Source organism: Halegenticoccus soli, from assembly GCF_002844195.1.
In the GTDB taxonomy this organism is placed as follows: Archaea; Halobacteriota; Halobacteria; order Halobacteriales; family Haloferacaceae; genus Halegenticoccus; species Halegenticoccus soli.
This window is the reverse complement of record NZ_PEND01000004.1, coordinates 13,145-31,645: the sequence shown is the minus strand read 5'-3', so window position 1 is coordinate 31,645 and position 18,501 is coordinate 13,145. Positions and strand designations below refer to the sequence as shown.

Genomic DNA, 18,501 nt, shown 5'->3' with positions numbered 1-18,501 from the left:
GCCCCGTCGGGGGCGACCGCGGCGCGCGAGGGGCGACTGAGCGAGCGAGGGAGACGGCTGGGGAGGTCCGAGGCGTCTCGTCGTTGTCGGCGGCGGCAGTCGATGCCAGAGAGCGGACCCGGGCGAGAGACGATACCGGAGAGCCGACTCGTTCGAAAGACGTCGGAGGGCCGACGCAGTCGATACAGGTGAACCGACGTAACCGAGTTTCCGTTCCCGCGAGATCGAGGTCCATCCCGACGCCGTTTTCAGCCCGCGTCCCCGAGGGCACACCACACGAATGCAGAGCCTGGAAGCCGAACTCGACCGCGCCCGCGACCTCCGCGTCTCCGACCTCGCCGACGCGATCGAGTCCATCGGCTTCGAGTGCACCCGCTGCGGGGCGTGCTGTAAGGGCTACGACCCCGAAGAAACCGAAGAAACCGAAGAAACCGAAGACGCGCCGGACGGAGAGCGCGAACCGCACACGGCCACGGTATTTCCGGACGAGGTGCGCGAGCTCCAGTCGGTCACCGACTACGACTGGCGCGACGTCGCCCGCCCGATGCCGTACGGACTCTCCGAAAACGCCGACGGCGATCTCGAAGGGGAGACGTTCGAGTGGGCGCTGCAGACCGACTCCTGCGGGGACTGCACGTTCTACGAGGAGAACGCCGACGGCGTCGGCGCCTGCTCGGTCCACGACGATCGGCCGCTCATCTGCGAGACGTACCCCTTCAGCGTGGTCCTCGCGAGCGAAGGGGGCGAGGGCGCGTCAGCGCAAGGCGCTGACGGAGCGCTCGGCGGGACGAGTCAGCCGATGGGCGAAGCCGTCGACGAAGAGGGGGTGGTCCGGGCGCACGAGTGCGAGGGCCTGGGTCGCGACATCTCCCGCGCCGACGCCGAGGATCTCGCGCAGGCGCTGAAGGCGCGCGCCGTCCGGGAACTGGAGGAGGCGATCGCCGTGCGCGACGCGTACCGCCCGGCCGAGGCGGAGCCCGGGGAAGTCGTCGTCCACGACTCCGAGGGCGCGAAGCGAGCCGACGGAACGCCGCGATCCGACGGGACGGCGCGGAGGCGGCGCGAGTGAGCGCACGTCGGCGGTGCGGGACGGCGCACGCGCGCTGAGGCTCGAACGAGCGGAGCAGCCGACAGTCGCCGACGGGCGGAGCAGTCACTCACGGGCGGGGCAGTCGCGGCAGGAACGATCGGCGCGGTCGCGCCGACAGGCACGGCGAGCGCCGCAGCGACGCCGTCTGGCGGCGGTACACCTTTAACCACGCAAACCGAGTACAAACCGGAGGTCTGCACGTTGGAAATCTCAGATAAGCTCCTGTGTCTGTTCAGTGCTGAGGTGCGGGCGGAAGACGACAAGTACGTAGTCGAGGTTCCCCGCCGCGAGGTCGACACCGGTTCGATCGACGCGGGCGAAGTCTACCGCGTCGCGCTCATCTCCCGAAAGGCCGCGGCCGCGAGCGAGGGAGGCAGCGCCAGCAGCGGCGGCAGCGGCGCGTCGACGGAGCCGCAGCCGCCGGTGGAGGTCGGAGAGCTTCGATACGTCGAGATCGAGGACATCGGCAAGCAGGGGGACGGCATCGCGCGCGTCGAACGCGGCTACGTCATCATCGTCCCCGACGCCGAGATCGGCGAGCGGGTGAAGGTGGAGATCACCGAGGTGAAATCGAACTTCGCGGTCGGGGAGATCATCGACGACGACTTCTGACCTGCGCTTTTTTAGCGGACGCGAGCGTCCCAGTAGGAGACGGACGCGAGTTTCTCGCCGATCGCGCTGTCCCGAAGCGTGGCGTCGAGATCCCTGAACTGTCCCGCGAGCCCGTTCGGAATCTCCCGGTAGAACCCGTACGGGAGGACGAAGTCGTGGTCTTCGCCGGCCAGCACTAAGCCGGCGTCTCCGAGTAGCCGCTCGACCTCGGTTCTGGCGTACAGCCGCGACCCCATGGGCAGGAGCCAGTTGTAAACGCTGCGCGTGCTGAATCGGTTGAACGTGTCGAAGAACACCTGATTTCGGGAGACGCGAGCCATCTCGGCGAGAAACTTCGCCGGCGTGTCAGCCAGGTGGAAAAATCGCATGGCGAACACCGAATCGAAGTGATTGTCGGGGAACGGCAGGCGCGCGGCGTCCCCGCGCATGAACTCGATGTGGTCGGAGACGCCCGCCTCGCGAGCCTTCTGCCGACCCTGCGCCATCATCGCCGACGAGATGTCCAGTCCGACGATGTCCGCCCCCCGCTCCGCGAGCATGACGGTGAACCGGCCGGTCCCGCAGGCGATCTCGAGAACCCGCTTGTCCCGGACGTCGCCGAGCGCTTCGAGAACCGCCTGTTTTTCCCGGTGGTCTATGAGCTGACCGCCCTTCGAGAAGCGCTTGGCGTCGTACTCCTCGGCGATCTCGTCGGCCTGGTACCACTCCTTCCCTTTCACGTTGTTGACGGATCCTCGCCCGAGGATTAAAGGCGTATTGGATGAATCTCGCGCCGGGGACCGACCCGCCGTCGACCCGCCGTGGATTCCACCGTTGATCCGTCGTCGACCCCATCGTCGATTCCGCCGTCGATAGAGTTGATCCTGTCGTCGATCCGCCGTCGAGACTGCGCTTATGTGACTGACCGGCGTACCGTTCGGCATGCCCACCTGCAAGTACTGCGGGGCGGAGCGGGAGCCGTCGGAACTGATCCGACACGAGCGACCGGGCGTTCTCCTGGTTCACTGCCCGGAGTGTCAGCGCCTGCTCGGGCGGTATCGCCGGCACGGGGACGACCCAGACACGGACACGCTCGAACACTGAGTCGGCGATCGCGGATCAGTCGCCGCCGGTGACGATATCCTCGGTCGGAATTCTGACGATGACTCGCGGACCCGACTCCTGGCCGAGATTCGGGTATTCGTCGACGCCCATGTACCGCTGGGCGAGCCGGTTGATGTGCTCGACCGCGCCCTCCTCCGAGAGCGTCGCCTCCCCGCGCACCGACACGAACCGGTACGGATCGTCGGGATCCACGACCGACAGGCCGACCTTCGGATTCCGGCTGACGTTCTTCTCCTTGCGCCGACCGCGGGCGGTGTTGACGAGGACGTACTCCCCGTCCTCCTGGTCGACCCAGACGGGGGTGACGTGCGGCGTGCCGTCCGGCATCAGCGTGGCGAGGTGGGCGAACGACTGCTTCTCGAATATCTCTCGGTGCGACTCCGGGATCATACACGAACTATCGGGGTGGATGCGTAAAAACGTACGAGGGGAGCGGCAGTTAGGACAGATATAAGGACTTTAAGGAATCTTCAGCCTTTTGTCGCATATGTAGCTAACCTTTACCACGCAGGGTTTTCACACTACGGGCATGAGCACCAGTACCACCGCAGAACCCAACCACGAAGACCGCCTCTCGGAACAGGAGTTCCGCGACCGCCTCCGCGAACTTCCCCCGAGCGCGAAACTCGTCGCGAAAGTACTCGAAACCGACGCCCCCCTCTCGCAGGGGCAACTCGCCGAGGAGTCCCTGCTCCCCGACCGCACTGTACGGTACGCCCTGAACCGGCTCGAGGACTCGGATCTGGTCGGGTCGCGCTACAGCTTCAAGGACGCCCGCAAGCAGGTCTACTTCCTGAACACGTAGAGCGCGCCGCCGTCGGCCGTCCGTCGTCTGCCGCCGACCGACGATCGCGCGCTCGTCCGATTCGCCGCTCTCCCGATTCCATCGCTCGCCCGATCCGCCGCGTCTCCGATTCTACCGCTCGTCCAGTTCCCCGTCCGTCTGATTCCTTGTCACAACTGCGCGCTCTCGCCACCGCTCCGGCCGAACGGCGGATAGGTTCGCCTCGACCGTGTTCGTTCCGCCCAGGAGGGACGGGGGGACCCCCCTGGTTCCGCATAATGCGCTCCGAGAAACCGTCCGGTAGCGGACCGGGCGGGAAACCGACGGCGAGCCGACGAGGGAGGAGGTAAGAAGATGAGAGAGACGAACCGGGCGATCGTAAGCTATCCTGGAAATTATCCGGAAACACGGGGGTCCCCGAGCTACGCTCGCCACCGAGCCACTCCGAGCGTCCTCCCGTCGGTCTACCCTCTTCCCCTATTTATCCGGAAGCAGGGGGGTGGGGGTGTCGTCCCGTCCGCATCGCAACCGGACCACCGACCCACCGCGGACCGGGCGGGATAGCGAGAAGGAGATCGGCCGAGAGAGAGAGAGCGAGAAGATGAGAGGGCGAGAGAGGGAGGAGGTGAGAAAATGAGAAACCGGGGGGAGCGCGAGATCGAGGAGGCGCGAGGAGGAAAGAACGCGAGACGCGTTCATTTAAGTGTTCGGTCGTATACGTCCCCGTATGGACCTCTCGGTAGTCGTCCCGACCCTGAACGGGCGGGATCGCCTCGCGGCCAGCCTCGATTCGCTGGCAGCGTACGCGCCGGACGCCGAGATCGTCGTCGTCAACGGCCCGTCCGCGGACGGCACCACCGGGATGGTACGCGAGCGCGACGACGTCGACGTGCTCGTCGAGATCTCCGCTCGGACGCTGAACGTCGCGCGGAACGCCGGGATCGAGGCCGCGTCGGGGGACGCGATCGCCTTTCTCGGCCAGGATTTCGTGATCGAGGAGTCCTGGCTGGGCGCCGTGGTCGAGGGGCTCGCGGACGCCGACGTCGTCACGGGGCCGACCCACCAGACGCTCCGCGTCGGGATGACGACAGACGAGCCGGAACGCCGGGAGATCGCGCACCGGCGCGTGACGTACTTCAGCGGCAACAACGTCGCGTTCCGGGCCGAGACGCTCGGCGCGATCGACGGCTTCGACGAGTACCTCGAAACGGGCGGGGCGCGCGACGCCGCACACCGGGTCGCCGGGATGGACGCGACCGTGAGGTGGCAGCCGAGAATGTGCGTCCGCCGCGAGTACGAGGCGGACGGAGGCGTCGAGGAGCACGATTGGGGGTGGAAGTACCGCGCGCTGACCTACCGCCTCGTGAAGAACTACGGCCTCCGGCCGACCGTCGTGCGGCGGACGCTCTCGCACGCGGCGAGCGACGCCGTCTCCACCGCGAAGGACGTCGTCGGCGGCAACGCTGCACCGACGACGTGGTTCGGCACCGGCCGCGACGTGGTCGCCGGAATCGCCACCGGGGCCTCCGACGGGCTGGTCGCACGAGCACGGGACAGAACCACCGCGCGGAACCCGCACGGCCTCTCGAAGCGGGCCGACCGGGCGGTGGCGCGGTACGATTGGCGGTGAGGGCGGCGAGATACGATCGGCGGTGAAGGGACCGAACAGACGGATCGTGTTCGCCCGGCGGACCGGTCTCGTCCGGCGGATCAGTCTCATCCGGCAGACGGACGACGGCTCCTGGTAGGTCGAACTACGGCTCCTCGCCCGGTCCGAGCCCCGGCACGACCCGCGAGGGGTTCTTCGAGAAGACGCGCCGCATCGCGTCCTCCGGCACGTTCAACGTCAGAATCTCCATGACCCCGACGTTCGGATGCGCGTCCGGGACGCCGCTGCCGAAGAGAATCCGGTCGGGGTGCTCCAGCAGGCCGCGTTCCAGAAGGGATCGGTAGCCGACGAAACTCGTGTCCAGGTGGAGCTGGTCGTGCTCGTCGAGCAGGTCGAGCGATTCGCTCATCAACTCCCGGTTCAGCGGGAACCCCCCGAAGCTCGTGAGAACCACCGGAAACGACCGCCCGAGGAGCGTCTCCGCCGCGGCGTCCGGCGCGAACCGCTCGCCGGCGCGCACGAGAACCGGCAGGCCGACCGCGTCGAGTTCGTCCAGCACCTCGTCGTCGGGCAACCCGTCCGCGGCCGGATCGAGGACGAACCCGTGGAAGCGGTCGTCGTAGGCGTATCGCTCGACGTCGTCCGGGGCGGCGTGGTGCGCTTGCCGGGAGGCGGCGAGGTTTCGAAGCCTGGCGGTCGGCCGTCGCGCCACGTCCCTCGCGCCGTTGAGCCGCGCGAAGGCGAGAAACGGCCGGTCGACGCTCAGCCGGGCGACCGCGTTGTTCGCCCTCAGGTACCCCTCCCCCGACTCACGCGGCCCCGGCGACACGACGGCCCGGACGACCCCCGCCTGGTGCATCTCGCGCTCCAGCCGCTCCGGGGAGATCTCCCGCCCGTGAGTCGCCACGTCGTTCGCATCGGGGTCGAGCCGCGCGCGCACGTCGACCACCCGGAAGCCGTGCTCCAGTTCCAGCATCGTACGCCCGACATGTATCGGACGTTATGTATACTTTGAGGTGGGTTCTGGGCCCTGAGGTGAATACTAGCCACCCGCTGTCAACGAGGGGCCCCTCCGTCGACGACGGCTCCCGCGACCGCGCCGGAGGCGAGCGAGTCACAGGCAGGCGTGGTTGCTTGCGTCCGGGGGTTTCATCGAAACGGATGGAAAAGTATATATAGAACCGCAATCCTTGGATCCGGTGAGGTTTACTCATCATGGCAACACAGATGCAGCAACCACTGTTCATCCTCGCGGAGGGTAGCCAGCGCACCCGCGGCCAGGCCGCGCAGGACTCAAACATCCGAGCCGGGAAAGCCGTCGCCAACGCGGTACGGACGACGCTCGGGCCGCGCGGGATGGACAAGATGCTCGTCGACTCGTCGGGCGACGTCGTCATCACGAACGACGGCGCGACCATCCTCAACGAGATGGACATCGAGCACCCGGCGGCCCAGATGATCGTGGAAGTCGCCGAGACGCAGGAGGACGAGGTCGGCGACGGGACCACGACGGCCGCCGTCCTGACGGGCGAGCTCCTCGCGCAGGCCGAGGACCTGCTCGACTCCGACCTCCACCCGACGGTCATCGTCGAGGGGTACCACGAGGCCGCCCGCCTGGCGCAGGAGGCCATCGACGCGCAGGTGCTCGACGTCGACCTCAACGACGACGGTTCGTCGAGTCCCGCGGACCTCGACGACGACACCCTCGAACAGGTCGCGGAGTCGAGCATGACCGGGAAGGGAACCGGCGACGTGACCGCCGACGTCCTGGCCAAGCAGGTCGTCACCGCCGTCCGGCAGGTCGCCGACGACGACGGGCGGATCGACCGCGACGACATCCACGTCCAGACGCAGACCGGCGCGAGTTCGAGCGCGACCGAACTCGTCGAGGGCGTCATCATCGACAAGGAGCCGGCGAACGACAACATGCCCGAGCGGGTCGAGGACGCGACGGTCGCCGTCCTCGACATGAAGCTCGAGGTCCGCAAGGGCGAGGTCGACACCGAGTACAACATCACGAGCGTCGACCAGCTCAACGCCGCCATCGAGGCGGAGGACAGCGAACTCCGCGGCTACGCCAAGACGCTCGCCGACGCCGGCGTCGACGTCGTCTTCTGCTCGAAGAAGATCGACGACCGCGTGGCCGGCTACCTCGCCGACGCGGGCATCCTCGCGTTCAAGAACGTGAAGAAGTCGGACGCCAAGGCCATCTCCCGCGCGACCGGCGCGAAGCGCCTCGGCTCGCTGTCGGACCTCGACGAGGCCGACTTCGGCCACGTCGAGAGCGTCCGTGTCGAGAAGTACGGCGACGACGAGCTCACCTTCGTCGAGGGGGGCTCCGCGGCGAAGGCCGTGACGCTGTTCCTCCGCGGCGGCACCGAACACGTCGTCGACGAGCTGGAGCGCGCGATGAACGACGCGGTCGACGTGGTCATCGCCGCGATCGACAAGGGCGGCGTCGTCCCCGGCGCGGGCGCGACCGAGATCGCCATCGCCGACCACGTCCGCAGCGCGGCCGCGGGCATCGAGGGCCGCAAGCAGCTGGCGGTCGAGGCGTTCGCCGACGCGGTCGACAGCCTCCCGCGCACCCTCGCGGAGAACACCGGCATGGACTCGATCGACGCGCTCGTCGACCTGCGCGCCCTGTACGAGAAGGAGGGTCGCGCGGGCATCATCTCGACCGGCCGCGCCGGCGAGATCGGCGACCCCGTCGAGCGGGGCATCATCGACCCCGCGGCCGTCAAGCGCGAGGCCGTCGAGTCCGCCACCGAGGCGGCCACGATGATCGTCCGCATCGACGACGTCATCGCCGCCGAGTAACCCTCGCGGAAGCGATTCCCGATTTTTGTTCGACCCGAGTGGAACGCCCGTAGCGACGCGACGGAAAGAAGTCACAGAAAGTGTGGCGCGAGACTGAGAGGTAGAGAGCGAGGAGTGGCGAGGGAGTTGTACGACTGTTCGGCTCTCTACACCGGTGACACCGACTCGGAGGTCGTCGAAGAACTGCCGGTCGTCGTCATCTGACGCTCGGCACTCACCGAACGGATCGGATCTTCGCCGAACGGTCGCTCAATCGAGTCGAGTCCTCGGCCCAGTTCGGTCGAGTTGAGTCGCCAGCCCGGCTCAGTCGAACTGCATCGTCACCGCGTCGCCCGGCGCGAGGCCGAACGCCTCGTCGCCCCGACCGCGGTTCACGTCGCACTCGACGTACCCGTGGCTGCCGACCGTGACCAGCCGTTCGCCGGCCCCGACGGCCGCGAAGGACTCCCCGACCGGGACGCGCTCGCCGTTCACGGTCACCGCGTCGCGTCCCCGGACGAGCGCGCCGGGGACGTTCGTGATCGCGTTGCCGAAGTCGTCGACGACGAGCACCTCGCCGTCGACCGCGAGCACCCGGCCCGTCTCGTCGTCCTCGCGGACCGCCGGCTCCGGGAGTGCGAGGTCGACGAATTCGGACGCCGGCGACACCGCGTCCAGCGCCTCCAGCGAGTCGACGCCGACCTCGTGGACCTCGGCGGCCGCGGGGGCGAACACGTCCCGCCCGTGGAACGTCGCCGAGTCCGGGTCCTCGTAGGCGTACTCGAACACTTCCACCTCGTCGTTACCCGCCTCGTCCTCGTCGCCGTCGTCCACGTCACCCTCGCCGTCGTTCCGGCCGTCGGACCCCGCTGATTCGGCCGCGATCCGTCGAGCGGCGGGGAGCAACAGGCCGTTGTCGGGGCCGACGAGCGCGTGGTCGCCCGCGCGAACCACCACCGCGGCCCGGTCCGTGCCGACGCCCGGGTCGACGACCGCGAGGTGGACCGCCGGGGGGAAGTACGGCAGCACCTCGCGGAGCCAGAACGCGGCCGCGCGCACGTCCTGCCGGGGGAAGTCGTGGGCGACGTCGACGAGCCGGGCGTCGGTCCGCCGGAGGATGACGCCCTTCATCGCCGCGGGGTACGGGGTGCCGAAGTCGGAAGCGATGGTGATCACGGCCGATCACTCGGGGTCGGTCCCGGTGTCGCCGTTGGCGTCGGAGTCGGCGATCCGCTGAATCCGCTCGACGCCGTTTATCTCGTCGACCACCCGGACGACCGGCTCCGGGACGAGGCCCTCCCAGTCGCCGCCTTCGATCATCCGCTCGCGCAGCTCCGTCCCTTCGAGCACCTCGCGGCGGAACATGGGCGACTGCCGAACCTCGACGCCGGCCTCCTCGAACAGCTGGATGACGAGCGGGTTGTTCGAGTAGGCGACGTCGAACGTCGGGCTCATGCTCTGGACGTGGCTCACCCACACGGAGTTGCGTTCGAGGTCCTCGATGGGGACGACGTACGTCGTGAGGTCGAACTCGGCGAGCGACTTCGTGAGCATCATGATACGTTCGCCCGCAGTGAACGGGTTGCGCGTCGTGTGCGAGTCACCCGCGCTCCCGATGCCCAGGACGAGTTCGTCGACCTCCGAGGCGATGGCCTCGACCATGTGGTGGTGGCCGTTGTGGTACGGCTGGAACCGGCCGATGTAGAACCCCCGCATACCACGTCTGTTTCGCACGCCCATTTATAAAAACGACGAGACGACTACGGCAACGAATTCCGGGAGTAGGAGTCCCGACACGTCAGTACGCGTGCTTGTGGCGTGCTCGTCCTGGGGGAGAAAGTATATCAGTTGCGCGACCCACCGTTTATGTAGCGACATAGTTCTATGAGCAACGACATGGACAACGACGACAGCCTCCCGGAGCAGGAGGCGAACACGCCCGACCGTTCGGAGCAGCCGGACGACGGCGAGGAGGCCGTGTCCGACGAACTCACGAACGGCGGCGAACAGGCTCCCGCATCGGGCGACCGGGGAGACGGGGCTCCCGCACCGGACGACCGGGGGGGAGACGACGAGCGGTCCGCCTCCGACGAGCCGACCCTCGACGACCTCGGCAGCGAGGTCGAAGTCGAGGCGGAAGTCGCGGACGAGATCGACGAGGACGACCTCCTCGGCGGACTGATGGTCGATTCGACCGCCGACATCGAAGTCCCGGACCGACTCGTCGACCAGGTGATCGGGCAGGAACACGCCCGCGACGTCGTCATGAAGGCCGCGAAGCAGCGGCGGCACGTGATGATGATCGGCTCCCCGGGGACGGGGAAGTCGATGCTCGCGAAGGCGATGGCGGAACTCCTCCCGAAGGAGGAGCTTCAGGACGTGCTCGTCTACCACAACCCGGACGACGGCAACCGCCCGAAGGTGCGGACCGTCCCCGCGGGCAAGGGCGAGCAGATCGTCGAGGCCCACAAGGAGGAGGCGCGCAAGCGCAACCAGATGCGCTCGTTCCTCATGTGGATCATCATCGCGGTGGTCCTGGGCTACTCGCTCATCATCGCCGGGCAGATCCTGCTCGGCATCCTCGCGGCGGGTATCATCTACCTCGCGTTCCGCTACGGCAGCCGCAGCAGCGACGCGATGATCCCGAACCTCATCGTCAACAACGCCGACACGACGACGGCGCCGTTCGAGGACGCGACGGGCGCCCACGCCGGCGCGCTGCTCGGCGACGTCCGCCACGACCCGTTCCAGTCCGGCGGGATGGAGACGCCGAGCCACGACCGCGTCGAGCCCGGCGCCATCCACAAGGCGAACAAGGGCGTGCTGTTCATCGACGAGATCAACACGCTCGACATCCGGAGCCAGCAGCACCTGATGACGGCGATCCAGGAGGGCGAGTTCTCCATCACGGGCCAGTCCGAGCGGTCCTCGGGCGCGATGGTCCAGACGGAGCCGGTCCCGACGGACTTCATCATGGTCGCGGCGGGGAACCTCGACGCGATGGAGAACATGCACCCCGCGCTCCGCAGCCGTATCAAGGGCTACGGGTACGAGGTGTACATGGACGACACCATCGAGGACACCCCCGAGATGCGCCGGAAGTACGCCCGGTTCGTGGCGCAGGAGGTCGCCAAGGACGGCCGCCTGCCCGACTTCTCCGAGGAGGCGATCGAGGAGGTCATCCTCGAAGCCCGCCGCCGCGCGGGGCGCAAGGGCCACCTGACGCTCGAACTCAGGAACCTGGGCGGGCTCGTCCGCGTCGCGGGCGACATGGCCCGCGCGGAGGGCGCCGACGTGGTCACCCGCGAGCATGTGCTGCAGGCGAAGGGTCGCTCGCGCAGCATCGAACAGCAGCTCGCGGACGACTTCATCCAGCGCCGCAAGGACTACGAGCTCTCCGTCAACGAGGGCTACGTGGTCGGCCGCGTCAACGGCCTCGCGGTCATGGGCGAGGACTCTGGGATCGTCCTGCCCGTCATGGCCGAGGTCACGCCCTCGCAGGGCCCCGGCGAGGTCATCGCCACCGGCCAGTTGAAGGAGATGGCCCAGGAGGCCGTCGACAACGTCTCCGCCATCATCAAGAAGTTCTCCGACGAGAACATCTCCGAGAAGGACATCCACATCCAGTTCGTCCAGGCGGGGCAGAGCGGCGTCGACGGCGACTCCGCCTCCATCACCGTGGCGACCGCGGTCATCAGCGCGCTGGAGGACGTCGGCATCGACCAGAGCATCGCCATGACCGGCTCGCTGTCGGTCCGCGGCGACGTGCTCCCGGTCGGCGGCGTCACCCACAAGATCGAGGCCGCCGCGAAGGCTGGCATGGACACGGTCATCATCCCGAAGGCGAACCTCCAGGACGTGATGATCGAAGACGAGTACAAGGAGATGATCGAGATCGTGCCGGTCAGCCACATCAGCGAGGTGCTCGACGTCGCCCTCGAAGGCGAACCCGAGAAGGACTCGCTGGTCGACCGGCTCAAGAGCATCACCGGCTCCGCGCTCTCGGACAAGAGCGTGAGCAAGGGACCGAGCAGCCCCAGCCCCCAGTAAGCGTCGATGGCCGACTGGACGACGTTCGCGGGCTTCGCGGGCGTCGTCCTCGGGTTGTTGCTCCTTCTGGCGCGCGCGTCGCAGGATCTCGTCCACGACGGCGACCGCTCCGACCGTCTCGATCGTCCCGATCGTTCTGACCGGTCCCGTCCTGACCATCGTCGTTCCGACCGTCCCGACCGTCCGGCCGGTGACCGTCCGGACCGTCCTGATCATCCCGACTATCACGACCGTCCCGACCACCGCCGAGCCGACGGCGACTCTCCGCGCGAAACGCAGCGGACGCCCGCACCGAGCGGCGGCGACTCCGACCGCTTCGACGGTGACAGCTTCGACTCCGACCGCTTCCGACCCGCCGAGGCGGGCCCCCGGAACGCCGCCTCGCCGGACCCGGCGGCTCCGACGCCGCCCGCGGCGCAGTTTTCCACCGGGGCGCTCCTGGCGAACGTCGCGCTCTCGCAGGGGCTGTTCGGCGCCCTGCTGCTCGCCGGGGCGTGGTACGCCGAGATCCCGGCCTGGGCGTTCGGCGCGTCCCCCGACGCGGTCGGTCCGACGTCCCTGGCGCTGGGGATCGGTCTTGGGATCGCCCTCTACGCGCTGAACGAGGTCGGCGCGTCTGTCGGAGATCGGTGGGGGCTGGGGCGGTCCGAGGAGCTCCGGGAGGCGCTCGCGCCCGACACGCTCGCCGGGTGGGCCGTGCTGCTCCTCGTCGTCCTCCCGATCATCGCCGGCTTCGAGGAGTTCCTGTTCCGCGGGGCGCTCGTCGGCGCGCTGAGCGCGGGGTTCGGCCTCTCGCCGTGGCTCCTCGCGGTGCTCTCGTCCGCCGCGTTCGCGCTCGGACACGGCGCGCAGGGGCCGGCGGGCGTCGTCGTCACCGGCCTGCTCGGCTTCGTCCTCGCGGCGGCGTTCGTCCTCACGGGGAGCCTGCTCGTCGTCGTCGTCGCGCACTACCTCGTGAACGCCCTGGAGTTCGTCGTCCACGAGGCGCTCGACGTCGAGTGGGCGTCGTAGCCGGGGTTCGACGACGGCGGGACTCCCGAAACGCCGAGGGCCCCTTCGACGGCCGCGCGGGCGTGGAACGAACACGAGCACGACAGTCCGTCGACGAGCCGAGTGCGGTGTGGGCACGGTGCGCGCACTACCGACCAACGGAGAATACCAGCGCGAACCTCTACCACCCATGGAACGGCGGACCATCCTCGTCGGGGCGCTGGCGGTCGTCCTCGTCGCCGCGGGCGGCGTCTTCGCGGCCGAACTGTTCGTCCCCGAGCGAGTGACCGCGGTGGACGAATCGCCCGTCGGAGACGACGCCGAAGCGCTGAAGACCGGAACGTTCGTCGGCAAGGCCGGCCACGACGTCTCGGGAACCGTGACGCTGTACCGCGACGGCGACGGCTACTTCCTCCTCTTCGAGGAGTACGAGCAGACCCAGGGACCGGACGTGTTCGTCTACCTCACCCCCTCGTCGGACCCCGACACGGGCGAGGAGGTCGCGGCCGGGACGCGGGTGCTCGTCGACGGCGGCGCGGACGGCGGCGAGAGCACGAAGGTCGGGACGTTCGTCCAGCGGCTGCCGGACGACGTCGACCCGAACGAGTACGACGGCGTGAGCATCTGGTGCGACCGGTTCGGCGTCCCGTTCGGGGCCGCGGCGCTCGAACGGGCGTGAGGGGGAAGACGAGGAGGAGATAGAGCGCGGGCGGTTCGCCGAACCCACCGCGTAAGGTGAAGGAGGTCGTGCGTTCCGGTATGTCCGCATCCCCGTCCGGCTTCGACCTCAGCGATCCGCTGACGCTGGCGCAGATTGCTCTCGTCGTCGGGTACGTCGCGCTCGTGCTGTACGCCGGCGCGACCGGCGATCCGCTCGCGCTCTTCGCCGTCGACGTCGCGTTCGCGGTCGTGATGGTGGTGTTCGGCGTCCTCGCGTTCACGTGGTGGGGCGACGACCCCGTCGGGATCCTCACCGCCGCGACGCTCGCCGGATCCGGCGTCGCCCAGGGGATCGAACTCGCGACCGGCGCGTCGGCCGCCGGCGCAGCCTCCGACCTGCTGCTCGCGGTGGGACTCGGGCTGTATCTCGTGCGTCGGTTTCGGCGGTGAACGCGGTCGGCCTCCGCGCGTTCTCACTCGACCGCCCGGAGCCGCTCCGCCACGTCCGGTGGCGTCGCGCCCGACGCGTCCCGCACCCGGTGATCCGGGACGAAGATCGGCGTCGGGTTCTCCGAAAGCGCCTCCCGAACCGTCGCCAGGTCCCCCTCGTCGTCGGCGTCCAGCCCGGCCGCGCGGGCGAGCAACTCGACGGAGACCGTCTCGCCGGGGGGCACGTTTCGGACGGCGTCGAGCACCCGGCGCTGTTCCGTCGGGACCGTCAGCGCGACGGCCACGTCCTCGAAGTCGTCCTCGGCACCCCCGACGTAGTCGAACACGCGGTCGAGCAGGGGGTGATCGGACTCCGCGTCCTCGGGGACCGACTCGGGGAACGAGACGCTGATGACGCGGCCGCTCGCGACGCCGATCTGGACCGCTCGACCGAGCGCGGCGGACTCGCGGGCGTAGATGCCGGTGTCGTCCATGTCGGTACCGTCGCGCAGTTCCCCCATGAAAGTTGAGCCTCGGACGCAAGCCTTATGTCCAAAACAGCACAGTAGTGTACAACGATGAACGCTAATGAGGGATCGATGGCGCCCGCGGTCCGCTCCATCCTCGACGCCGCGCGCGAGCGATCGGGCGGGGAGGAGCGCCTGTCGATCGCCGCGCGGTCGCTGCCGGACGCGATCGCCGCGGCGGAGGCGGACGGCCGGGTGCCGATCGTCGCGGAGGTCAAGCCGACGAGCCCCACGACCGAGGGGCGGCGCGAGGAGGACCCCGTCGAACTCGCCGAGGCGATGGTCGACGGCGGCGCCGCGGCGCTGTCGGTGCTGACGGAGCCGGAGCACTTCGGCGGATCGGTCGAGAACCTCCGGCGCGTGCGCGAGGCGGTGGACGTCCCCGTGCTCCGCAAGGACTTCGTCGTGCGCGAGGATCAGCTCGACCTCGTCGAGTCGGATCTCGTCCTGCTCATCGCGCGGTTCGTCGACGACCTCCCGTCCTTACTCCGCGCGGCGGAAGAGCGCGGCTTTCAGGCGCTCGTCGAGGTGCACGACGCCGACGAGCTGCGCGAGGCGCTCTCCGCCGGGGCGAGCATCGTCGGGGTCAACAACCGCGACCTCGCGAAGCTGGAGGTCGACCTCGGGACGTTCGAGGCGGTCGCCCCGGCGGTCCCCGAGGACGTGACCCTGATCGCCGAAAGCGGCGTGACGACGCCGGCCGACGCCCGGCGGATGCGGGCGGCGGGCGCCGACGCCCTGCTCGTCGGGACCGCCATCATGGACGGGGACGTGCGGGCGAACACCGAACGGTTCGTCCGGGCCGAGCGCGCCCGTCGAGGAGACGATCGATCGAAGACGCCGCGGGACGGAGGCGGGAACGCATGAGTACGAACGACGGAAAATTCGGAGACTACGGGGGACAGTACGTGCCGGAGGCGCTGATGCCGGCGATCGAGGAGCTGGCGGACGCCTACGAGCGGTACGCGGTGGAAAACGAGGACGGCTTTCTCGACGAGTTCAGGTGCCGGCTCCGCGACTTCGGCGGCCGCCCGACGCCGCTGCAGCGCGCCGAGCGCCTCTCGGAGCGCTACGGCCGCGAGGTGTACCTTAAGCGCGAGGACCTCGTCCACGGCGGGGCGCACAAGCTGAACAACGCGCTGGGGCAGGTGCTCCTTGCGAAGTACATGGGCAAAGAGCGGATCATCGCCGAGACGGGCGCCGGTCAGCACGGCACCGCGACGGCGATGGCCTGCGCGCACCTCGGCCTCGACTGCGAGGTGTACATGGGCACGCGCGACATCAACCGCCAGCGCCCCAACGTGTTCCGCATGCGCCTCAACGGCGCGGCGGTCAATCCCGTCTCCGTCGGCCGCGGAACGCTCAAGGAGGCGATCAGCGAGACGATGCGCGACTGGGCGACGAACGTCGAGGACACCCACTACGTCATCGGCTCCGTCGTCGGCCCGCACCCCTTCCCGAGTCTGGTCCGGGACTTCCAGGCGGTCATCTCCGAGGAGGCCCGCGAGCAGATCAGAACGCGGGCGGGCACCCTCCCCGACAGCGTCCTGGCCTGCGCGGGCGGCGGATCGAACACGATGGGCGCGTTCGCGCGCTTTCTGGACGACGAGGGCGTCGACCTCTACGCCGTCGAAGCCGGCGGCAGCAGCCTCGACGTGGACGAGGAGGCCGGGGTCGCGCCCAACTCCGCGTCGCTCACGACCGGCAGCGAGGGCGTCCTCCACGGCGCGCGGACGAAGCTCCTCCAGGACCGTCACGGGCAGATCATGGAGTCCCACAGCGTCTCGTCGGGCCTCGACTACGCGGGGGTCGGTCCCGAACTCGCCCACCTCGTCGACGCCGGCCGGGTGACGCCCGTGAACGTCGACGACGACGCTGCGATCTCGGCGTTCCACCGGCTCTCGCAGCTCGAAGGGATCATCCCCGCGCTGGAGACGGCGCACGCGTTCGGCTACCTCGAAGACGCCGGCGAGGACCTCGGCGAGACGGTGATCGTGAACGTCTCCGGGCGGGGGGACAAGGACCTCGAATCGGTGATCGAGGAGACGGCGAAGCGCGACGTCAAGAACGCCCCCGACCTGGACGTGTTCGCGGGCGGAACGGGGGGACTCCGATGAGCCGCGTCCCGGAGGCCTTCGCCGCCGGCCCCGCGTTCGTCCCGTACCTCGCGGTGGGGGATCCGGACTACGAGTCGTCGCTCGAATACGTCGAGGCGCTCGCCCGCGGCGGGGCGGACGTGATCGAACTCGGCCTCCCGTTCTCGGAGCCCGTCGCCGAGGGGCCGACGATCCAGAGCGCCGTCGTCCGGTCGCTGGAGGCCGGGATGACCCCCGAGCGGTTCTTCGGGTTCGTCGAGGAGCTGGACGTCGACGCGCCGCTGGTCTGCATGACCTACTACAACCTCATCTACCGCTTCGGCGACGAGCGGGGGCCGGAACCGTTCGTCCGCCGCGCCGCCGAGGTCGGCATCGACGGCTTCGTCGTCCCGGACCTCCCGGCCGAGGAGAGCGACCCGCTCCGGGCGGCGTGCGACGCCCACGACCGCGACCTGATCTTCATCGTCGCCCCGACGACGCGCGGCGAGCGCCTGGAGCGCATCATGGAGCGGGTGTCGGGCTACGTCTACGTGCAGGCGCGGCTCGGCACGACCGGCGCGCGGGCGGACGTGTCCGACCAGACCGACGCGAGCCTCGCGAGGCTCGCCGACTGGGACGTGCCGAAAGCGGTCGGCTTCGGCATCTCCACGGGCGAGCACGCCGAGCGCGTCGTCGCCGCGGGCGCCGACGGGGTTATCGTCGGGAGCGCCCTCGTGGACATTGTCGCCGACGGGCACGAGAACGACGCCGCCACGAGCGACGTCGCCGCGCGCTTAGAAGAGAAGGCCCGCGAGCTGAAGGCGGGCGCGCGACGCGGGGCGGAGCAACGTGTACCGCATCCGGAACGCACATAACCGCGTGTTGTCACAGTTTCACATACCATGATCACCGACGCAGGAATCAGTTCTCGACTCGATCGCATCTCCACAGAGGGGCGGTACCTCATCGTCCCGATGGACCACGGAATCACGCTCGGGGCCGTCACCGGCCTCAAGAACATCGAAGGAACCATCGACGCGGTGACGCGCGGCGGCGCGGACGCGGTGCTCACCCAGAAGGGGATCGCCCCGCGCGTTCACCCCCACAAGAACGGCAAGGGGTACGTCGTCCACCTGAACGCCTCGACCGTCATCGGCCCCGACTCGAACGACAAACGGGTCACGGGCACCGTCGAGGAGGCCGTCCGCGCCGGCGCCGACGCCGTCTCCTTTCACATCAACGTCGGCAGCACCCACGAACCCGGGCAGATCGAGGACCTCGCGCGCGTGACCGAGGACGCGGAGCGGCTCGGCATGCCCGTTCTCGCCATGACCTACGCCCGCGGTCCCGGCGTCGACGAACACGACGCCGAGAGCCTGGGCCACGCCGTCCGCCTGGGGGAGGAGCTCGGCGCGGACGTGATCAAGACCGCCTACAGCGGCGACGCCGAGAGCTTCCGGCACGTCGTCGAGTCGACGCGGCTGCCCGTGGTGATCGCGGGCGGCAGCCGCGGCACCGACCGCCGCACCGTCGAGATGGTCCGCGGCGCGATGGACGCGGGCGCGGCCGGCGTCTCGATGGGCCGCAGCATCTTCCAGCACGAGAACCCCGAGGCCATCGCGCGCGCGGTCTCCGCGGTCGTCCACGAGAACCGGAGCGCGGAGGAGGCGCTCGGTCGGGCGGGGCTGTCCGCCGAGGCGTAACCCCGAAACGCACCTCCGAGGCGCAGTCGGAGGTGCGACCCCAGCGCGTAACCCTGGTTCGATCCCCCG

At 69.1% G+C, this 18,501-nt stretch carries 20 protein-coding genes; 14 read left to right on the top strand and 6 right to left on the bottom strand.

The genetic code is table 11. The features are described from left to right. Positions 1–280: 280 nt before the first annotated feature. Both CNO20_RS11305 and CNO20_RS11300 read left to right on the top strand, forming a co-directional pair. Positions 281–1,069 carry a YkgJ family cysteine cluster protein gene (locus tag CNO20_RS11305; RefSeq protein WP_101296240.1) on the top strand — a complete coding sequence of 263 codons (789 nt, stop codon included), beginning with the start codon at positions 281–283 and terminating at the stop codon, positions 1,067–1,069. 222 nt (positions 1,070–1,291) lie between these two features. Then, the gene (locus CNO20_RS11300) at positions 1,292–1,702 is read left to right on the top strand and encodes a TRAM domain-containing protein (RefSeq protein ID WP_101296239.1); all 411 of its coding nucleotides are present in this window, start codon (positions 1,292–1,294) and stop codon (positions 1,700–1,702) included. Positions 1,703–1,713: 11 nt separating this feature from the next. Here the strand turns inward: CNO20_RS11300 and CNO20_RS11295 are convergent, their stop codons facing one another. After that, positions 1,714–2,421, bottom strand: coding sequence for a class I SAM-dependent methyltransferase (locus CNO20_RS11295; RefSeq protein WP_101296238.1), 708 nt, complete (start codon positions 2,419–2,421; stop codon positions 1,714–1,716). 202 nt (positions 2,422–2,623) lie between these two features. Here CNO20_RS11295 and CNO20_RS23370 point away from each other — a divergent pair, with 202 nt between their 5' ends. Beyond that, positions 2,624–2,785 carry a hypothetical protein gene (locus CNO20_RS23370; RefSeq protein WP_199174830.1) on the top strand — a complete coding sequence of 54 codons (162 nt, stop codon included), beginning with the start codon at positions 2,624–2,626 and terminating at the stop codon, positions 2,783–2,785. Positions 2,786–2,800: 15 nt separating this feature from the next. Here the strand turns inward: CNO20_RS23370 and CNO20_RS11290 are convergent, their stop codons facing one another. Beyond that, positions 2,801–3,196: a PPOX class F420-dependent oxidoreductase gene (locus CNO20_RS11290; RefSeq protein ID WP_101296237.1), complete on the bottom strand. Its 396-nt coding sequence runs from the start codon at positions 3,194–3,196 to the stop codon at positions 2,801–2,803. 139 nt (positions 3,197–3,335) lie between these two features. On the opposite strand from CNO20_RS11290, the gene CNO20_RS11285 reads away from it, so the two are divergent. Then, positions 3,336–3,611, top strand: coding sequence for a MarR family transcriptional regulator (locus tag CNO20_RS11285; RefSeq protein ID WP_101296236.1), 276 nt, complete (start codon positions 3,336–3,338; stop codon positions 3,609–3,611). Between the two features lie 706 nt (positions 3,612–4,317). Next, the gene (locus CNO20_RS11280) at positions 4,318–5,220 is read left to right on the top strand and encodes a glycosyltransferase family 2 protein (protein ID WP_101296235.1); all 903 of its coding nucleotides are present in this window, start codon (positions 4,318–4,320) and stop codon (positions 5,218–5,220) included. Positions 5,221–5,344: 124 nt separating this feature from the next. On the opposite strand, the gene CNO20_RS11275 is transcribed toward CNO20_RS11280, so the two are convergent. Then, complete coding sequence (locus CNO20_RS11275; RefSeq protein WP_101296234.1) at positions 5,345–6,175, bottom strand: amidohydrolase family protein; 831 nt, start codon at positions 6,173–6,175, stop codon at positions 5,345–5,347. A 251-nt stretch (positions 6,176–6,426) separates the two neighbouring features. Between CNO20_RS11275 and thsA the strand changes: the two genes are divergently transcribed. After that, positions 6,427–8,019, top strand: coding sequence for a thermosome subunit alpha (thsA, locus tag CNO20_RS11270; protein WP_101296233.1), 1,593 nt, complete (start codon positions 6,427–6,429; stop codon positions 8,017–8,019). Between the two features lie 303 nt (positions 8,020–8,322). Here the strand turns inward: thsA and CNO20_RS11265 are convergent, their stop codons facing one another. Beyond that, positions 8,323–9,174, bottom strand: a complete 852-nt coding sequence (locus CNO20_RS11265) for an SAM hydrolase/SAM-dependent halogenase family protein (protein WP_101296232.1) — start codon at positions 9,172–9,174, stop codon at positions 8,323–8,325. Between the two features lie 6 nt (positions 9,175–9,180). Next, positions 9,181–9,714, bottom strand: a complete 534-nt coding sequence (locus CNO20_RS11260; RefSeq protein WP_101296231.1) for a nicotinamide-nucleotide adenylyltransferase — start codon at positions 9,712–9,714, stop codon at positions 9,181–9,183. Positions 9,715–9,882: 168 nt separating this feature from the next. Between CNO20_RS11260 and lonB the strand changes: the two genes are divergently transcribed. The 4 genes from lonB to CNO20_RS11240 all read left to right on the top strand — a co-directional run bounded on the left by lonB (position 9,883) and on the right by CNO20_RS11240 (position 14,148). Then, on the top strand, positions 9,883–12,048 hold the full coding sequence (gene lonB, locus CNO20_RS11255) for an ATP-dependent protease LonB (RefSeq protein ID WP_233204158.1): 2,166 nt from the start codon (positions 9,883–9,885) through the stop codon (positions 12,046–12,048). Positions 12,049–12,054: 6 nt separating this feature from the next. Further along, positions 12,055–13,059 carry a CPBP family intramembrane glutamic endopeptidase gene (locus CNO20_RS11250; RefSeq protein WP_101296230.1) on the top strand — a complete coding sequence of 335 codons (1,005 nt, stop codon included), beginning with the start codon at positions 12,055–12,057 and terminating at the stop codon, positions 13,057–13,059. 169 nt (positions 13,060–13,228) lie between these two features. Then, a complete protein-coding gene (locus CNO20_RS11245) occupies positions 13,229–13,717 on the top strand; it encodes a DM13 domain-containing protein (RefSeq protein WP_101296229.1) in 489 nt (162 codons plus the stop codon). Positions 13,718–13,797: 80 nt separating this feature from the next. Beyond that, on the top strand, positions 13,798–14,148 hold the full coding sequence (locus CNO20_RS11240; protein ID WP_101296228.1) for a hypothetical protein: 351 nt from the start codon (positions 13,798–13,800) through the stop codon (positions 14,146–14,148). 23 nt (positions 14,149–14,171) lie between these two features. On the opposite strand, the gene CNO20_RS11235 is transcribed toward CNO20_RS11240, so the two are convergent. Next, positions 14,172–14,648, bottom strand: coding sequence for an MGMT family protein (locus CNO20_RS11235; protein ID WP_394337262.1), 477 nt, complete (start codon positions 14,646–14,648; stop codon positions 14,172–14,174). A 57-nt stretch (positions 14,649–14,705) separates the two neighbouring features. Here CNO20_RS11235 and trpC point away from each other — a divergent pair, with 57 nt between their 5' ends. The 4 genes from trpC to CNO20_RS11215 are packed head-to-tail and all read left to right on the top strand — an operon-like array spanning position 14,706 to position 18,432. Further along, positions 14,706–15,521, top strand: coding sequence for an indole-3-glycerol phosphate synthase (gene trpC / locus CNO20_RS11230; protein WP_101296227.1), 816 nt, complete (start codon positions 14,706–14,708; stop codon positions 15,519–15,521). Beyond that, positions 15,518–16,771, top strand: coding sequence for a tryptophan synthase subunit beta (gene trpB / locus CNO20_RS11225; protein WP_101296226.1), 1,254 nt, complete (start codon positions 15,518–15,520; stop codon positions 16,769–16,771). Before trpC ends, trpB begins: the two co-directional genes overlap by 4 nt. Beyond that, a complete protein-coding gene (trpA, locus tag CNO20_RS11220; protein ID WP_101296225.1) occupies positions 16,768–17,604 on the top strand; it encodes a tryptophan synthase subunit alpha in 837 nt (278 codons plus the stop codon). Before trpB ends, trpA begins: the two co-directional genes overlap by 4 nt. A gap of 27 nt (positions 17,605–17,631) precedes the next feature. Beyond that, entirely contained in the window at positions 17,632–18,432 is an 801-nt protein-coding gene (locus tag CNO20_RS11215) for a 2-amino-3,7-dideoxy-D-threo-hept-6-ulosonate synthase (RefSeq protein ID WP_101296224.1), read from the top strand. The last annotated feature ends 69 nt before the right edge of the window (positions 18,433–18,501 follow it).

What these genes read in the sequence shown, in the direction of transcription:
- CNO20_RS11305 (WP_101296240.1), top strand. Translation starts at nt 281, where the DNA reads ATGCAGAGCCTGGAAGCCGAACTCGACCGCGCCCGCGACCTCCGCGTC.
- CNO20_RS23370 (WP_199174830.1), top strand. Translation starts at nt 2,624, where the DNA reads ATGCCCACCTGCAAGTACTGCGGGGCGGAGCGGGAGCCGTCGGAACTG.
- CNO20_RS11290 (WP_101296237.1), bottom strand. Translation starts at nt 3,196, where the DNA reads ATGATCCCGGAGTCGCACCGAGAGATATTCGAGAAGCAGTCGTTCGCC.
- CNO20_RS11285 (WP_101296236.1), top strand. Translation starts at nt 3,336, where the DNA reads ATGAGCACCAGTACCACCGCAGAACCCAACCACGAAGACCGCCTCTCG.
- CNO20_RS11280 (WP_101296235.1), top strand. Translation starts at nt 4,318, where the DNA reads ATGGACCTCTCGGTAGTCGTCCCGACCCTGAACGGGCGGGATCGCCTC.
- CNO20_RS11275 (WP_101296234.1), bottom strand. Translation starts at nt 6,175, where the DNA reads ATGCTGGAACTGGAGCACGGCTTCCGGGTGGTCGACGTGCGCGCGCGG.
- thsA (WP_101296233.1), top strand. Translation starts at nt 6,427, where the DNA reads ATGCAGCAACCACTGTTCATCCTCGCGGAGGGTAGCCAGCGCACCCGC.
- CNO20_RS11260 (WP_101296231.1), bottom strand. Translation starts at nt 9,714, where the DNA reads ATGCGGGGGTTCTACATCGGCCGGTTCCAGCCGTACCACAACGGCCAC.
- lonB (WP_233204158.1), top strand. Translation starts at nt 9,883, where the DNA reads ATGAGCAACGACATGGACAACGACGACAGCCTCCCGGAGCAGGAGGCG.
- CNO20_RS11250 (WP_101296230.1), top strand. Translation starts at nt 12,055, where the DNA reads ATGGCCGACTGGACGACGTTCGCGGGCTTCGCGGGCGTCGTCCTCGGG.
- CNO20_RS11245 (WP_101296229.1), top strand. Translation starts at nt 13,229, where the DNA reads ATGGAACGGCGGACCATCCTCGTCGGGGCGCTGGCGGTCGTCCTCGTC.
- CNO20_RS11240 (WP_101296228.1), top strand. Translation starts at nt 13,798, where the DNA reads ATGTCCGCATCCCCGTCCGGCTTCGACCTCAGCGATCCGCTGACGCTG.
- CNO20_RS11235 (WP_394337262.1), bottom strand. Translation starts at nt 14,648, where the DNA reads ATGGGGGAACTGCGCGACGGTACCGACATGGACGACACCGGCATCTAC.
- trpC (WP_101296227.1), top strand. Translation starts at nt 14,706, where the DNA reads ATGAACGCTAATGAGGGATCGATGGCGCCCGCGGTCCGCTCCATCCTC.
- trpB (WP_101296226.1), top strand. Translation starts at nt 15,518, where the DNA reads ATGAGTACGAACGACGGAAAATTCGGAGACTACGGGGGACAGTACGTG.
- trpA (WP_101296225.1), top strand. Translation starts at nt 16,768, where the DNA reads ATGAGCCGCGTCCCGGAGGCCTTCGCCGCCGGCCCCGCGTTCGTCCCG.
- CNO20_RS11215 (WP_101296224.1), top strand. Translation starts at nt 17,632, where the DNA reads ATGATCACCGACGCAGGAATCAGTTCTCGACTCGATCGCATCTCCACA.